This is a genomic window from Haladaptatus litoreus (genome assembly GCF_900156425.1).
Taxonomy (GTDB): Archaea; Halobacteriota; Halobacteria; order Halobacteriales; family Haladaptataceae; genus Haladaptatus; species Haladaptatus litoreus.
The window spans coordinates 299757-315921 of record NZ_FTNO01000001.1 but is presented as its reverse complement, the minus strand read 5'-3'; the positions used below and the strand labels follow the sequence as shown (position 1 = coordinate 315921).

At 59.0% G+C, this 16165-nt stretch carries 14 protein-coding genes; 6 read left to right on the top strand and 8 right to left on the bottom strand.

From position 1 onward, the window contains the following. Nucleotides 1-116: 116 nt before the first annotated feature. Nucleotides 117-446 (bottom strand): DUF7344 domain-containing protein, encoded by a 330-nt coding sequence (locus tag BW974_RS01675; protein ID WP_076427414.1) that lies wholly within the window; start codon nt 444-446, stop codon nt 117-119. A 322-nt stretch (nt 447-768) separates the two neighbouring features. Between BW974_RS01675 and BW974_RS26345 the strand changes: the two genes are divergently transcribed. Continuing rightward, the gene (locus BW974_RS26345) at nt 769-966 is read left to right on the top strand and encodes a KTSC domain-containing protein (RefSeq protein WP_076427412.1); all 198 of its coding nucleotides are present in this window, start codon (nt 769-771) and stop codon (nt 964-966) included. Nucleotides 967-972: 6 nt separating this feature from the next. On the opposite strand, the gene BW974_RS01665 is transcribed toward BW974_RS26345, so the two are convergent. Further along, nucleotides 973-1875, bottom strand: coding sequence for a PhzF family phenazine biosynthesis protein (locus tag BW974_RS01665; protein WP_076427410.1), 903 nt, complete (start codon nt 1873-1875; stop codon nt 973-975). Between the two features lie 440 nt (nt 1876-2315). Further along, on the bottom strand, nt 2316-3752 hold the full coding sequence (locus tag BW974_RS01660) for a chymotrypsin family serine protease (protein WP_076427408.1): 1437 nt from the start codon (nt 3750-3752) through the stop codon (nt 2316-2318). A gap of 174 nt (nt 3753-3926) precedes the next feature. On the opposite strand from BW974_RS01660, the gene BW974_RS01655 reads away from it, so the two are divergent. Further along, nucleotides 3927-4637, top strand: coding sequence for a phosphoribosyltransferase (locus BW974_RS01655; RefSeq protein ID WP_076427406.1), 711 nt, complete (start codon nt 3927-3929; stop codon nt 4635-4637). 30 nt (nt 4638-4667) lie between these two features. Here the strand turns inward: BW974_RS01655 and BW974_RS01650 are convergent, their stop codons facing one another. After that, nucleotides 4668-6086, bottom strand: a complete 1419-nt coding sequence (locus tag BW974_RS01650) for an MATE family efflux transporter (RefSeq protein WP_076427404.1) — start codon at nt 6084-6086, stop codon at nt 4668-4670. Nucleotides 6087-6252: 166 nt separating this feature from the next. On the opposite strand from BW974_RS01650, the gene mtnP reads away from it, so the two are divergent. Together mtnP and BW974_RS01640 are read left to right on the top strand one after the other, a co-directional pair. Continuing rightward, nucleotides 6253-7104: an S-methyl-5'-thioadenosine phosphorylase gene (gene mtnP / locus BW974_RS01645; protein ID WP_076427402.1), complete on the top strand. Its 852-nt coding sequence runs from the start codon at nt 6253-6255 to the stop codon at nt 7102-7104. 363 nt (nt 7105-7467) lie between these two features. Then, nucleotides 7468-8538, top strand: a complete 1071-nt coding sequence (locus BW974_RS01640) for a pyridoxal-phosphate-dependent aminotransferase family protein (RefSeq protein WP_076427400.1) — start codon at nt 7468-7470, stop codon at nt 8536-8538. A 27-nt stretch (nt 8539-8565) separates the two neighbouring features. Here BW974_RS01640 and BW974_RS01635 read toward each other — a convergent pair whose 3' ends face one another. The 3 genes from BW974_RS01635 to BW974_RS01625 are packed head-to-tail and all read right to left on the bottom strand — an operon-like array spanning nt 8566 to nt 13284. Next, nucleotides 8566-9471: a segregation/condensation protein A gene (locus BW974_RS01635; RefSeq protein ID WP_394329564.1), complete on the bottom strand. Its 906-nt coding sequence runs from the start codon at nt 9469-9471 to the stop codon at nt 8566-8568. Next, a complete protein-coding gene (gene smc / locus BW974_RS01630) occupies nt 9437-13015 on the bottom strand; it encodes a chromosome segregation protein SMC (protein ID WP_076427396.1) in 3579 nt (1192 codons plus the stop codon). The genes BW974_RS01635 and smc overlap by 35 nt, the downstream gene beginning before the upstream one ends. Nucleotides 13016-13041: 26 nt before the next feature. After that, nucleotides 13042-13284, bottom strand: coding sequence for a DUF7518 family protein (locus BW974_RS01625; RefSeq protein ID WP_076427394.1), 243 nt, complete (start codon nt 13282-13284; stop codon nt 13042-13044). Between the two features lie 157 nt (nt 13285-13441). On the opposite strand from BW974_RS01625, the gene BW974_RS01620 reads away from it, so the two are divergent. Further along, on the top strand, nt 13442-13981 hold the full coding sequence (locus BW974_RS01620; RefSeq protein WP_139328795.1) for an Ig-like domain-containing protein: 540 nt from the start codon (nt 13442-13444) through the stop codon (nt 13979-13981). A gap of 94 nt (nt 13982-14075) precedes the next feature. Then, on the top strand, nt 14076-15596 hold the full coding sequence (gene gatB, locus BW974_RS01615) for an Asp-tRNA(Asn)/Glu-tRNA(Gln) amidotransferase subunit GatB (RefSeq protein ID WP_076427390.1): 1521 nt from the start codon (nt 14076-14078) through the stop codon (nt 15594-15596). A 94-nt stretch (nt 15597-15690) separates the two neighbouring features. Here gatB and BW974_RS01610 read toward each other — a convergent pair whose 3' ends face one another. Beyond that, a complete protein-coding gene (locus BW974_RS01610) occupies nt 15691-16080 on the bottom strand; it encodes a DUF5518 domain-containing protein (protein ID WP_076427388.1) in 390 nt (129 codons plus the stop codon). Nucleotides 16081-16165: the final 85 nt, after the last annotated feature.

Here is a 16165-nt window from a genome sequence, read left to right as displayed (position 1 = left end):
GTATGGGTGGAGACAAGCAGACACATAAAGAATGTTCCGACCAAAGTTGCCGAGAAAAGTAACTCGGAACCGAATATACTTTAGAATAGCAGTAGAAGCCGTGATTTCGCCGTCGATTATTCACCGAACCGGTCGAGAAATTCGGCGGCGCGTGGCAGCGAACTAACGACACCCCGTTCCGTATCGTACCGAACACAGTCCAAATCCGCCAGTTTGGGCAAGTGCCAATGGTAAAGTAACCGTCGAACGGTCGTTTCGTCTTTCGCCACCTGATTCGAGACGTGTTCGCAGAGTTCGTCTACGTCGATTTTCTCACTGTCCGATTCGTGGAGATACAACAGTACACTCCGGCGTTCCGGTCGTTTCATCGAATCGAACAATTGGGATACCTCACGCGCAGAGCGCGTGGACTGTTCAGCACTCTTCGTTGGATTGCTATCGGTCATGGTGCTCACGACCACTCGAACAGTATCGCGAAGAGAACAGGAAAGGAACCGTCCGATGTGGCGCGTCCTAATAGACGCAGAGGATATTCATATAGTTTTCTTTTCCAATGTATAACTTACAGCATAGTTATGACCCCCGATAGTTTGAGGAACGTCGGAGTCGTGTCCATGATGATGAAAGCACGCATTCACGGCGGCGAACAAGTCGAGTGCGACGACTTCGAGGAAACGAACCGCGGAATCGTGCTCAAAATAGGGAACAGGTGTAGTTGGATACGTTCCGTACGAAAAATTAGAGTGCGTAGTTGAGACGCGAACTCCCGTGGCTTCCTCCAATCTGGCGAGCGTCGGCTACGATACCGACGACGAAACGCTCGAAATCGAGTTTCACAGCGGCGGCGTCTACCGGTACGCGGACGTTCCGCAGGCGGTCTATCAGGAACTGCTCAGCGCCCGGTCGCACGGGTCGTACTTCCACGAGAACATCCGAGGCAAGTACGACTATCGGCGGATTCGATAGAAGTTGTCAACACTCGATGATTCCATCGTCCTCCGATTCGGGAACGACCAACTGGCCATCGAGTGCGGTCGTCGCCCGGCCACCGACCCTTACGCTATCTTCAGTCGCACGCACGCGAACGTACCCGGGTCGGTCGAGAAAATGCCCCTGTTCCAGTCGCAGTTCCTCGGGGAACTCGTCGAAGGCGTCTGTTTCGCGCAGGAAGGCACCGACCGCGCCGCTGGCGGTTCCGGTAACCGGGTCTTCCGGAATCCCGGCTAGCGGGGCAAACATCCGCCCGTGGAGCGTCGATTCGGCGTCGATGGCGTCGAAGGAGAAGGCGTAGATTCCGACCGCGCCGACTTCCTCGCACAGTTGCTCGACCGTCGCTATATCCGGCTCCGCGCCGCCGAGGTGTTCGAGGAAGTTGACTGGAATCACGAGATACGGCAGGCCGGTCGAAGACACAGCCATCGGGATATCCGCGCCAACGTCCTGAAGCGCCGCCGGGTCGATGCCGAGCGCAGTGCCGACTCGGTCGTATTCGAGTTCGACCGGTTCGATTTCCGGTTCGTTTTGGCTCATCCAGACCGTGTGGTTTTCCTCCACCTCGATGTCCAGCACGCCGACTTCCGTTTCGAGGGTGTGCGTCCCCGGCGACAGTTCGCCGTCCTCCAGCAGGTGAACGTGCGATGCGATAGTCGCGTGGCCGCAAAGGTCGATTTCCGTGGACGGGGTGAAGAACCGAACCCTGCGGTCTGCCTCCTCGCTTTCCGAAAAGAAGGCCGTCTCGCTGACAGAAAGTTCACGGGCGATGGCCTGCATCTGGTCGTCGGTTAGGTCGTCCGCGTTCGGGACGACGCCCGCCGCGTTTCCGGCCAGCGGTTCGTCAGTGAAGGCGTCCACGAGGAGGGTTCTGACTGTTTGCATGTCGGAGTGGTTGGTTGCTGGTGGGTTTAATTCTGCGTTCGACAGTTTGGTGGTTCGAGAATGAGGTTAGGAACTGGTGACGACGTACGGACGCCAAGACGAAATCAGCGATACGAACGGGAGATTGGTAGAGGTTTGTCGGTTGCAAGTCACGACACCAACCAACCGCCATGGCGCGAGGTCTTCGTGAGCAACAGAGAAGCGAGCGAATGGCTTGTCAGAACTTGCTCTGACAGCGGATGACCAGAACGACTGAAACGAGTGGCGGGAATCAGTTGGGGAGAGAGTGGCCCGTTGTAGTGCGGAGGCGGTACTTGGAGTCGGCAACAGCTAGCGACTCGGAAACAAACTCTTCCCAATAAAATCCATCCAACCGCTTCCTCGAAACGATCTTCAAAAACCATCGAACTGTGAAAATCCGCAAAAAGACCGAACCCCAACTACTCGCTGTTGAGAACGTAGCCACCGTCTACGTCCACGTCGAACGCATCACCAGCGGAGTCGGGAACAGTGAACGTCAACCGAACGTTTCGGAGATACCGATTGCCGCGGACATGCTCTTCGGCCAATTCAAACGTGGTTCGGTCGCCATCGACGGATAACCATGCCGTTCCTTTCGCACTGCCGGACACTCGCGCGGTCGCCGAAACCTGTTCGCCGGGCGAGGGTGACCCCGAAATCGAGAAGGACACCAGCGAGAGTTGCGGCGTTCCGACCGCGACAGAGACGGTTTCGGAAAGCGTCTCTCGGTAGGTGGCTGAATCGTCCCCGCCACCTCCACCACCGCCGGTGCCGTCATCGCCGCCATTGCCGGGATTGCCTGTCCCATCATCGCCACCACCGCGTCCGCCGTCTCCGCCTCCATTGCCACCATCTCCTCCACCGCCGTCCCCGCCGTTACCATTTCCTCCATCTCCGTCGCCGGGTTCGTCGGTCAACAGTTCGACGCCCAACTCGGCTTCCACGTTGCCGATTTTGTTGAAAATCGTCTGGCGCGACGACCCGGCGAAGAGCAGGCCGACGAGTTCGCCGGACGAATCGAGGAAGACGGGCGACCCGCTGTCGCCGCCCTCCGACATCGCGCCCGCGATGCACTGGTCGCGGAGGGTGAGCGTTCCGGCGTCGCCGAACCGAACCCGGACGCTCGCGCTGGTGGCCTTGACTTGGCTCTGCGTGACACCGGTCGTTCGCCCGGTTTTCGTAACCGTCTTTCCTTTCAGTGAGCGGTAGTCCTCGCGCCGGACGGTGGTCGGCCACGAGTCGTCCAGTTCGTGGTACTCGGCGGAGTCCTGTTCAGGGTCGATAGACCGCGCCGCAACATCGACCACCGCGCCGTCTTCGACGGTAACGTAGCCCAGCAGTTCGCCAGTTTTGTCGTCCGGAAGGCTCCCGCCGTCGGTCGGCGAGGGTTGGATGATGGGCTCGCCGAACTCGGCGTCGTTGATTCGTGCGTAAACGTGGTTGTTGCTCAGTCGGACGAGGTCGCCCTCGGAAACCGCGTCGCTCCAGTTCGCCGTCGAGGTGTCGGTGATTCGGGCGGGGTACGGTCCGGCGGTGGCCGCCGACTCCTTCGCGTTGATTTCGCTGACGCCGCCGCCGACCGGTCGGTGGCGCTCCTGTCGGTCTGCCTGCGCCTCCGGCATGGATTCGACGCGCGAGAGCGCGTCGAATCCATCGCGCTCCTCCTCGAATCCCGCGTCCTCAACTTCGAGGTTCACGTCGGAGACGCGCAGTTTCACGTTGTCCTCGTCGGCGAGTTCGCTATCCGGGAGTTTCTGCGAGACGAACACCGTGAGGGTGTTCGTCTCGTCGTCGTACTCGACGCCGAGGACGTTCTTGCATTCGAGCAGGTCTTCGTAGTCTTCGGTGTGGGACATGGCTATGGTTGCTAGTTCGGCATCGACTTCTAAAGTACTATTCCCTTAAATATTAGTATAAAATTATGGATAGTACGGTTCGTTTGAAAACCGGAGCACATCGGCGATGACGAGCAGGAACCCGAAACCCACCTGTAAACCGTTAAGTGGCACGCGCCGCGACTCTCCGGTAGCATGAGCGACCTGCCGGACGATTTCAAATGCACGATTACCAACTGGGACTACATCTACGGCCTCTGCAGGGACGTGAGTGAGCAGGTGAAAGTCTCCGACTTCGAACCGGATGTCATCGTCGCACTCGCGCGCGGCGGGTGGTTCGCCGGGCGATGCATCTGTGACTTCCTCGGACTGGACGACCTGACGAGCCTCAAGATGGAACATTACGTCGGAACGGCCCAGAAATCGGGCGAACCCGAAGTTCGCTACCCGATGCCGGAAGGGAGCGTCGAAGGCAAGGACGTTCTCATCATCGACGACATCGCGGACACCGGCGGTTCCATCAAACACGCCGAAGAGTACGTCACCGACCGGGACGCCGGAGAGGTCAGAACGGCGACGCTCCAACTGCTCCAGACCAGCGAGTTCGACCCCGACTACGTCGGCGAGAAACTCGAAGAGTGGGCGTGGATAGTGTACCCGTGGAACTTCATCGAGGACATGATAGACGTGACCAGCGGCGCGCTGGACAGGGCAGACCAAGAGGTGTTCACGAACGAGGACGTTCGCCACTACTTGAACGAGTACCACGACGTAGAGCGCATCCAGATGGAAATCGCGCAACCCGACCGACTGGACGAGGTGCTGACCGAGATGGTTCGGCGCGGTCTGTTGTCGCGCAAAGACGGCGAATGGCGACTGTTGGAAAAAGCGACCGGCGGGCAGTAACCGTCAAAGCCGATTTTCCGTTTCGTCCGTTCAATCCCCGAGCGTCGGTTCCGTTTCCGTGTTCACGACGACCGACATCTTCCACGTTCCACGGAGGAACCACGCGACGGCGGCGATTGCGCCGACGATATCGCCCAGCGCGACGGCGACCCAGATTCCGGTCGGCCCCCATCCCTCCACGAAGACGAGGTAGTACGTCGCGGGAACGCGGGCGACCCACAGCGTCAGCATCGAAAACACCAGCGCGGTTCTGGTGTTGCCAGCGCCGCGGAACGCGCCGAGGATGACCTGCAACACGCCCATGAAGACGAACATGGGAGCCATGATGCGGAGGTAGTCGCTCCCATGCTTGATGGTTTCTGCGACCCGCGGTTCGTCGGCGGAGAGGAACACCGAAACGAGCGGTTCCGGGACGAAGAAGGCGACGAGCGCCACTACGAACATGACACCTGCGACCAACCCACCAGCGAGACGAACCGAACGTTCAGCGCGGTCGGGTCGCTTCGCGCCGAGGTTTTGTCCGACCATCGTGTTGGTCGCCTGCCCCAGTCCCATCGCGGGCAGGAAAACGAGCGAGGATAGACGATTGCCCAGTCCATAGGCTGCGACGACGGCGGGCGGGAACGTCGCCACCATACCTGTGAGAATGACCATCGCCATCGAACTCGTAGACTGTTCTGCCGCGGTCGGCACACCGAGTTTGACGATTTCGCGAATTCGGTCGAAATCCGGCTTGAGGTGGTGTAATTCCACCTGTGGCCCGGTGTCTGTGCCGAAGATGACGTACAGTCCCAAAATCGTCGCAAGTCCCCGCGAGAGAACGGTCGCTATCGCTGCACCCTCGATTTCCATCCCCGGAATCGGCCCCAATCCGAAGATGAAAATCGGGTCGAGAACCACATTTATCAGGACGCTAACGGCCATGATTCGCATCGGCGGTTTCGTCTCGCCGTAGCCCTGCATGAGTGCGGAAAAGACGAAAAAGCCGAAGAGAAACGGCGCACCGAGGAAGAAAACACGCATGTAGTCGGCAGCCATCGGAATGATGACCGCAGCGGTTCGCTCGTCCGCGGGCAGAAGCGAAAGCATCGGGTCAACGAGGAAGTAGCCAACGACGGCGATGCCGACCGCCATGATGGAGACGAACGAAAGCGTTTGGCCCGCGACCGCGCTTGCTTCTTCGTCGCCGCCCGCACCAGTGTGTTGTGCGACGAGGATGCTCCCGGCGATTGTGAACCCGCCTCCGACCGAGATGAGGAAGAAGATGAGCGGAAAAGCCAGCGAGAGTGCGCCGACCGCGTCGGAAGACAGCGCACCCAGCCAGAACGTATCGGCGATATTGTACGTAACCTGTAACAGCTGAATAACGACGATGGGCCACGCGAGTTTCACCATCGGGCCGACGAGCGACCCTTCTGTGAGTCCGCTGGCAGAGCGCGTAGAAGGCATGAAACGTAATGAATCAGTAATACTACTTTAACTCTCGTACTGCGTGTTGGCACGTAGCATAACCTGTGTGGATAGCAAAATAAAGTCCTGTTCGGCGAAATCATCTCACGAATCAATCCGAGACGAACCCGTGTCGTTTAGGTGACTGCCGAAACCATCTTCTCCTATGATTGGCTTCATCGGTGGAAGCGGCATCTACGAGGCACTGCCACTCGAAAACACCCGCGAAAAAGAAGTGACCACGCCGTTCGGCGAACCGAGCGCGCCCGTCACCATCGGCGAAATCGCTGGGAAAGAAGTCGCGTTCCTGCCCCGCCACGGTCCGAAACACCAGCGGACACCCACCGAGGCGCCGTACCGGGCGAACATCTACGCGCTGAAAGAACTCGGCGTGGAGCGAATTTTGGCCAGCAACGCAGTCGGAAGTCTGCGCGAGGAACTGCCGCCGCAGACGCTCGTGATTCCCGACCAGATTTTCGACCGGACGAAACACCGAACCCCGACGTTCTTCGGCAGTGGTATGGTCGTTCACATGCCCTTTGCCGACCCGTACTGCCCGCACATGGTGGAACACCTCTCGGAATCGAGCGCGGAGGCGACCGACGCAGACCACCACTCCGGCGGCACCTACGTCTGCATCGAGGGACCGCAGTACTCGACGCGTGCGGAAAGCGAGTTCTACCGCGACCAAGGCTTCGAAATCATCGGCATGACGGCGATTCCGGAGGCCAAACTCGCCCGAGAAGCCGAGATGTGCTACGCGACGGTGGCGGGCGTCACCGACTACGACGTGTGGAAATCGGACAGCGAAGTCACCTTGGAAGAAGTGCTCGAAAACGCCGCGGAGAACGAGGACGCCATCAAGCAAGTCGTGGAACACGCGATTCGGAACCTGCCGGAAGAGCGCGACTGTGACTGTGGCCACGCCTTGGAAGGCACCATCAACACCCCGACGGACGCGATTCCGGAAGAGAAACGCGACGAAGTCGAACTGCTCGCCGGACAGTATCTGGACTGAACTTTGGGACACCGCCGGACGAGCGCGCCGTCTGGCGCGCTCGTCCGAATCACGACGACCGACTGATCGATTTTTGGACTGAAATCGGAGTACTGGAAAGCCGCCAGAACCTGCCTTCCAACCGTTCATTTGGCGGGGCCGAGGGCAGTCGCCCTCGGCCCGCCTGCGGGCCTGGTGGATTTCGGGCGAGCGAGAAACGAACGACTGGAAGGAGTGAGTGACGAGCGAGGGCGTCGTTTGTGACTCGTGATTTCAACCGACGCAATTCACCCCCGGTCACGACTCGCCGAGATTCGAATCCATCACCACCTGCTGAATCGGCCCATCACGCAGTTTAAAACCAATTCAAGCAAACCCTCTAGCATGAACGACGAAACGCTGACGATGACTCCCGGGCCGACTGCAATTCCGGAGGATGTCCGAAACGCGATGGCGCAACCCGCGATGAATCCCGACGTTGACCCCGAATTCGCGTCCTACTACGAAACTCTGCTCGACAAACTGGCGCGGGTGTACCAAACGGACGACGAAATGGTCATTTTGGGTGGTGAAGGAATCCTGGGATTGGAGGCCGCGGTAACTTCCCTCGTCGCGCCCGGTGACGACGTGCTCTGTCTCGGCAACGGCCTCTACGGCGACGGCTTTTCGGACTTCGTGGAGATGGCTGGCGGAAATCCGGTTTCGCACAGCATCGACTACACTGAGGGGTTCGATGCGGACGAAGTCGCTGAATTGGTCGGGGAAAACGATTTTGCTGCCGCGACGATGGTTCACTGCGAGACGCCGACCGGACTGCTCAACGATTTCGACGAAATTCTTTCGACACTGCAAGATGCGGATGTTCTCACCATCGTTGACGCCGTGTCGTCGCTCGGCGGAACCCCGGTTCCGGTCGAGAATATCGACGTGTGCCTCGGCGGGTCACAGAAATGCTTCAGTTCGCCGCCCGGCCTGACCATGATGTCGGTCAGCGATTCGGCGTGGGCAAAAGTCGAGGAGACGGAACAAGATTCCTTTTACACCAGTTTGGAACCGTGGCACGACCCGGATTTTTCCTTCCTGCCGTACACCCATCTCGTCTCGAACTTGTACGCACTTGACGCCTCTCTCGACCGGATTTTGGACGAAGGACTGGATTCGGTGTTCGCCCGTCACGGGGAGATGGCGGAACTGTGCCGAGCGCGTGGGAAAAAACTCGGATTGGAACCGTTCCCCGGAACCGAATCGCTCTGTTCCCCGACCGTGACGGCGTTCGAAATCGAAGGGCAAGCGAAAGAAATTCAGCGGGAACTGCACGACGACCACGATATTCTCGTCGCCACCGGACTGGGCGAGATGGCAGACGACCTGCTTCGAGTGGGTCACATGGGATACAACGCGCAGGAATCACGAGTCGAGGGAACGATGGACGCCCTCGAATCGGTTCTGGAGTAACTCAATTCTCGATTATTTTCAGTGAAATCAGTCCGCGAGCAGTTCTGCGGTTTCTTCGTCTTCGCTTTCGTCTCCGTCCGCATCTCCTGTTTCGTTCTCCGCGCCCCGAGCGTCCTGCACCCAGAGGTCGCCGAACAGGTCGTCCTGTTCGAGCGTGAGAAAACTGCGATGGGCGAGAAACAGCAGTGCGAGATACGTTTCGACCCTGCTCGGGCCGACGCCGTCGATTTCTGCGTACAGAACCTCTGTCCGGCCCGCTTCGTACTGTGAGACGAGCACCGTCTGCACATCGTCGATGACTGATTCGATGTCCTCGTCGTGGGTCGTGCCGGTCACCTCGGATTCGGTCGGCTCGTCGTCGAACCGCATGTCGTCGCCGGAGTGGTAATCGAGGGTTTGCGTTCCTCGTTGGAATCCCTGCGGCGAGCTGCTGGTGTCGTAGGTTCTGGATTCTTTCCACCACGACCCGCGCTCTCGTTCGCGCAGGTCGCGCACGAGTTCGTCCAGCGTTTCCGGATTGCCACGGGCTTGTTTGCGGTCGAGTCGGCGCTCCATCTCGTCTTCGAGCGAGGATACGGGGTCGAAGCCGCCGTCGTCCATGCTGTCCATGGCCATCGGCGCTTCCCACGGTTCGAGTTCCTCTTCCTCGGGTTCGTCGTCCGCGAGAAGTGCGTCGCTCTTCATCCGGAGCAAAACACTGGCGTAAAAGAGCGCCCGCCCGGACGTTCGAAGGTCGGCCTCGTCCAGTCGCGCGAGGAATTTGTCCGTCACCTCGACGATGTCGATGTCCCAGGGTTCTATTTCGCCGTCTTCGGCGAGTTGGACGAGCAGTTCGACGGGTTCGACTTCTTCGTCGTCCGCGGTGCGCTCGTCGGGCAAACTCTCGGAAGCAACTCCATCAATCATCCGCGGGCACCTCCTGTTCCCCGTCAAGCCGGATGCCGGTGACACTGCTCACGTTGTTGCCCTGCATCGTCACACCGATTGCGCGCTCGGAGCGTTCGAGCATCGCCGAGCGATGCGAGACGACGACGAACTGGGCGTCACCGGCGAGTTCGTCAACCATCTCGCCGACGCGCTCCGCGTTGACGGCATCGAGGAAGGCGTCAACCTCGTCCAGCGCGTAGAACGGCGCGGGATTGTACCGCTGGATGGCGAAAATGAACGCGAGCGCGGTGAGCGATTTCTCGCCCCCGCTCATCGCGTCGAGTCGCTGAACCGGCTTGTCGCCGGGTTGCGCTTTCATCGTCAGGCCGCCGTCGAACGGGTCGTCCTCGTTTTCGAGGAACAGTTCGCCCGACCCCGCCGAGAGGCGCGTGAAGATGTCCCGGAACTGGGAATCGATGGCGTCGAAGGCCTCCATGAACGTCTCCTTTTTCTGCGATTCGTAGGAGTCGATTCGTTCGCGGATGCCGTCCCGTTCCTCAACGAGTGTCGCCTTGCGCTCTTTCAGGTCGTCCAAGTCGCTCTCGACCTCGTCGTATTCGTCGATTGCGAGCATGTTGACGGGTTCGAGCGCTTCCATCTGGCGTTCGAGTCGGTCAATGTTCTTCCGAACCTCGTCGTGGTCGGGAACGTCCTCGGGGTCGTACTCGCCGACCTCCTCGCGGAGTTCGGCGACATCCTCTTCGAGACGATTCGCGCTCCGTTTGAGGCTTTCGAGACGATTTTCGACCGCCTCAACTTGCGACTGCTGTTCGTCACGTTTCTCTTTCGCCTCGGCGAGTTCCGATTTCAGTTCGGAACGCTCCTCTTTGAGTTCCGCGAGTTCGGATTCGAGTTCCTCGACCGCTTCGCGCTTCGATTCGAGGGTTTCCTCGCTGTCCTCGATTTTCCCTTCGAGTTCCGAAATGCGCACTTCCTGCTCGGACTTTTTGTTCTGCGCTGATTCGATGTCGTCGTGCAGGCTGTCGATGGCGTCTTCGGCGTACTGCTTTTCCAGTTGCAGTTCGTTCAATTTGCCGTCCAACCCGTCCATCCGGTCTTCCAACTCGTCGATTTCGACTCGGATTTCGTCCGCCTTGCTCGACAACTCGGGAATCTTCGAGTCGGCGAGTTCGGCTTCGAGTTCGGAAATGTCGTCTTCGATGTCCGAGATTTCCGCCTCGTGAGCGGAAATCTCGGTTTCGAGTTCCTGCATTCGGTCGTTGACCGACTCGCGTTCGTCCTGTATCTCCTCGATTTCGGCTTCGAGCGACTCCATCTTGTTCTCGATGGATTCGATTTCACCTTCCTTTCGCTCGATGTCGTTCTCTATCGTGCGGACTTGGTCGGTTGCATCGGTTTGCCGGTCGCGCGCATCGTCCAACCGGTCTTCGACGCCGTGGATGGATTCCCGAACCGACTGGCGCTCTTCCTCCAACTCGTTGATTTGGCGGGCGACACGCTCCAACTGGCCTTTGCCGGAGGCCGAGAACGAGTAGCGCGAACCGCTGGTCGAACCGCCGGTCATCGCCCCGCTCTTTTCGACCAGTTCGCCGGAGAGCGTGACCAGACGGAAGTCACCCATCAGTTCGCGGGCGGTTTCCATGTCTTCCACGACTAGGGTGTCGCCGACGACGTAGGAGAAAATGCCCGAGTACTCCGAATCGAAGTCGATGAGGTTGTAGGCGAAATCGACCACGCCGGGCATGTTCGGCACCGACGGCAGACGACGATTCTGCATCTTCGTAATCGGCAGAAAGGTCGCACGACCAGCATTTCTGCGCTTTAAGTATTCGATACAGCGCTGGCCGACGCTGTCGTCGTCCACGACGACCTGCGACATTCGGCCACCCGCCGCGGTTTCACAGGCGGTGGCGTACTGCTGACCGACGCTTCCGAGTTGTGCAATCGTGCCGTGGACGCCGTCCAGACCGCCGTTCAGAATCGTGGAGACGGCCCGGCCATACGAGGAATCGCCGCTCTCTTGCGCGCGAGCGTCGAGTTCGGCGTACTTCTGCTGTTTCGACTGTAATTTCTTCTCGACCGAATCGAGGTCAGATTGGAGTTCCCGCTTTTCGGCTTTCAGGTCGTCCACCACGTCGCCGATTTGGTCGGCGTTTCGCTCGGCTTTCAGCAGTTCGTCCGCGAGGTCGTCCAGTTCGGTTTCGATGTCCGGGATTCGTTCGTGGGCGGAGTCGAGTTCGGCTTGTTTTTCGTCCACCGCGTCGGCGCGTCGTCTGGCCTCGTCCAGCAGGCGGTCTTTCTCGCGCTGGCGCTCGTTTTTCGCGCTCTTTTCGTCTTCGAGTGCGTCCTTTTTCTCGGCGAGGTCGGCTTTCACCTCGTCGTACTCGGTATCGACGTTGTCTATTTCGTCCTCTATTTCGGCGAGTTCGGATTCTTTCGTGCCGATTTCGCCTTTGACCGAAGCCTTCTCGATTTTGATGTCACGGATGTCGCTGTCCAGTTCATCGACTGTCTCCTGTTTGCGGTCGATTTCGACGAACGACTGTCGCCTGCGGTTTTCCGCGTCCTGAATCTTCTCCTCCGCGGATTCGATTTTGTCTTCGAGGCGCGAAATTTCGCCCTTGACCTCCTCAATTTCGCTCTTGATGGCGAGCTGTTCGTCTTCGCCTTTGCGCTCGATTTCCGTGTTGAGCTCTTCCAGTTGGTCTTCCAGACGGACGACTTTGCCCTGTCGCTCGTCTAGTTCGCGCTGAAGGGAGACGAGCTCGTCTTTCCTGCTCTCGATGTCGTCTTGGGTGTTTTCGAGGTCGGCCCGTTTCTCTTCGAGTTCCGCGGCCTTCAGGTAGCCTTCGTACTCCTCTTTTTCCTCGCGGAGTCCCTTGTATTCGAGCGCAGTTTCTCGCTCGTCACGAAGTTGGTCGAGTCGGTCGTCCTTTTCTTCGATGCGAAGTTCGGCCTCCTCGACGCGGTCTTTGACGACTTCGAGTTCTTCTAACGCGGCGTCCTTCTTCGCGTCGAACTCCGCGACGCCCGCGATTTCGTCGATGATTTCCCGGCGTTCGTAGGGCGTCATGTTGATGATGCCGGTCACGTCGCCCTGCATGACGACGTTGTAGCCCTCCGGCGTCACGCCCGCCTGTGCCAGCAAATCCTGAATGTCGGAGAGATTGACCGACCGCTCGTTCAGATAGTAGTACGAGTAGTAGTTGTCCTCGGTCTGTTTCACTCGGCGCTTGATGGTGATTTCGTCGGTGTCGCCGACGTTGTCCGTTCCGGCGGCGTTGACGACCTGTGTCCGGTCGAGTGTTCCATCGGAGTTGTCCAGAACGACCTCGACGGAGGCTTCGAGCGGGCCGTTGTTCGTGCCCTCACCCTCGTCGTGACCGGGGTTGTAAATCAGGTCGGTCAGTTTCTCGGCGCGGATGCCGCGCGTTCTGGCCAGTCCGAGCGCGAAAAGGACGCTGTCGATGATGTTGCTCTTGCCGGAACCGTTCGGCCCCGTAACCACGGTGAAGTCCTCGTAAAACGGGATTTCGGTCTTCCGGCCGAAGCTCTTGAACTTATCGAGGACGAGCTTTTTGATGTGCATGGGTTGCTCGTAGGAGAGGGTAGCCCCTACGCCACGATGATGTCGTCGCCCAGTCCGGACGTACCCTCGTCGTTATCGTCTGTTTCGTCCTTGGACTCCTCGGTTTTAGCCTCTTCGACCTCGTTCGATTCGTTCGATTCCTGCTCGGCCTCCAACTCGCGGAGTCGCTGATTAGCGTCCACGAGTTCCTCCGTCAGTCCGCGAATCGTCGCATCGAGTTCTTCGACCCGTGATTCCAGATTTGCGATTCGGTCGCGCTGGCTAGTCATATCACGTATGCGTCACGGTTTCCTCATAAAGGTGCGTCAGACACGCGGCAGACACGGGAAAGATTCAGGCCGATGCACTATATTTCTCTTCCCAACTATCGAACTTCGAGAACGGATACACAAAACATATTATTGTGGACGAGTGGAAACGAACGAGATGGGGAGAGACAACTGGACACGACGCTCAGCCCTCCGGTACTGCGGTTTGGGCATCGCCGCGCTCGGCGGTTGTGTCGGCGGAGAGAGCGACCACCAGATAGGAGAAAACAGAAAGTCGGGAGACGAAACAGGAACGACCGAAACCGAGACGGAAACGACTTTCGACGACGCAGGAGATTCGGACGAAACGGAAGAGTCGAACACCGAAGACGGGGCAGATTCGTCCGATACGCACCCGGTGAAACTTGCAATCAACAGTTATGCGAGCAGCGAACACACGGTGACAGTGACGGCGATGAAGGGAGATTCGTCGGTGCTGGACGAAACCGTCACGCTTCCGATAAACGGCATGGTGACATTCGATGACGCGCTAGCCGTTCCGAGTCAAGGTTCGGTGGAGTACGAAATCAGCGTCTCGGTACAAGGCGGCGCGACGGCGACTGAGGCGTTCACGATAAAGAGCAGTCACGACATACACGCAATTTCGGCGGTCGTCATGTCCGCGGACAGCATTCGTTGGGGAACAAACGCCCACTGAACGTCCGCACCGCTGAACGCCGCCTGGTCGACTCATTCCTGCGAGACGACCCATCCCGTAGGTTTTTAACTTGTACCGAACCAACCAGTTAGCAATGACTGCTCAGGCTGTCCAAGAGGGCGAACACGTGGCCGTTATCGGCCTCGAAATCCACGTCCAACTGGAGACGGACACGAAGATTTTCTGCGGCTGTTCGACCAACCAAGACGACCCCGAACCGAACACCTACACCTGCCCGGTCTGTCTCGGCCTTCCGGGTGCCCTCCCGGTGCTGAACGAGGCGGCTGTCGAGTTCGCCGTCAAAGTCGGCAAAGCAATCGACGCCGACATTCCGGAAGAAACCCGCTTCCACCGTAAGAACTACTTCTACCCCGACCTTCCGAAGGGCTTCCAGATTACGCAGTACGACGCGCCGATTTGTCAGGACGGGGAACTCGAATTCCAACACAAGGGCGAAACCCGAACCGTCGGCATTCACCGCGCACACTTAGAAGAAGACCCCGGCAGTCTCCGGCACGTCCGCAACGGCAGTGGAAACATCGACACCCGAACCACCGGCATCGACCGGGCGGATTACACGCTGGTCAACTACAACCGCGCCGGAACGCCGCTGATGGAAATCGTCACCGACCCCGATTTCCGGAAACCGGGCGAGGCTGTCGCCTTCCTCGAAAAACTAGAGGAGGTGCTCGAATATCTCGGCATCTTCGATTCGACCCGCGACGGCAGTCTACGCGTTGACGCAAACCTCTCGCTGGTTCCCGGCGAGGACGTAAACGGCGACGGTTCGATTTCTGACGACGTGCTGGCGGAGGCAAACCGAACCGAAGTGAAGAACATCTCCAGTCACAAGGGCGCAGAAAGCGCGCTGGCATACGAGGAGAGTCGCCAGCGAAACCTCATTCGACGCGGAAAAGCGGTCGAACAGGAGACGCGTCACTTCAACGAAACGCACGGTTCGACCGTCTCGATGCGGTCGAAGGAAGAGGAGAAGGACTACCGCTACTTCGCCGAAGCAGACCTCCCGCCACTGCAAGTGAGCGACTGGAAGGAGCGACTCGAAATCCCGGAACTGCCCGACGCCCGCCGCGAGCGATTCCGCGACGAATACGACCTGAGCAAGGAAGCCGCGAGCAAACTCACCTCCAGCAAACAAGTCGCGGACTTCTACGAGGAGGTGGCCGAGGAGTTCGACCCCGACCTCGCCGCAGCGTGGGTCGCCGACAGCCTCCTCGGCGAACTCAACTACCGCGACATGGAAATCACGGATGTCGAAGAACGACTGGGCGAGTTCAAGACGCTCATCCGCCTCGTCGCCGAGGACGAGATTACTGCGAAGAACGCCGAAGAAACCGTCCTGCGCGAGATGCTGGACGAGGGCGACGACCCCGAAACCGTCATCGACCGGGAGGGACTCGGCAAGGCAGACTCGGGCGAAGTCGAACAAGCTGTCGAGGAAGCCATCGAGGAGAACCCAGACACGGTAGAGGACTACCACGCAGGAGAGGGCGGAGCCATCAACTTCCTCGTCGGACAGGTCATGCAGAAAACCGGTGGGAGTGCCGACCCCGGTTCCGTGAACGGCATGCTCCGCGAGCGACTAGACGAAGAGTAGAAATTGCGGTTGCGGTGGTGGGGCCTCGTTTGGATGTCAGAGAAAACGACTCGCTTCGGTCGGTACGGGAAATACGTTCACAGTCTATCGTAGATTACGAGGCGTTCGCGCCGGTCGTCCATCGTGAGGCAACGGTGTTTGCCACCCACCCACCGACGCGACCGAATCCCAGACCGAATACGGGAGCGATACACAGAATCGTCCCACTGGCGAGGACGAAGAATACGACTCTGGAGAGCGGCCATGCCGCAGTCGTACTACTGGCCGCAGTGCTGACTACTGTCACAATGAACGTGAGCACTCCGAGGACGCCGCCGAGGAAACCAGCACGGAGTCCGGCCCCATCCGGGTCTGTCGAACGGATTACGGCGATGACTCCCGCGATGAACGCTCCGATTGTCATGATGCACCCACCGATGGTCGCCTCCGAGTTCGGCAGCCAGGTTAGAACCGCAGCGACGGGTAGCGAGGCTAATGCGCCGATGAGCGCGACACCCTAAACAGTGGGAAGAGTACGGACGCGGAGAGATAGCACCATATTCGTTTTCGAGAATTATTTGGGGAAAATC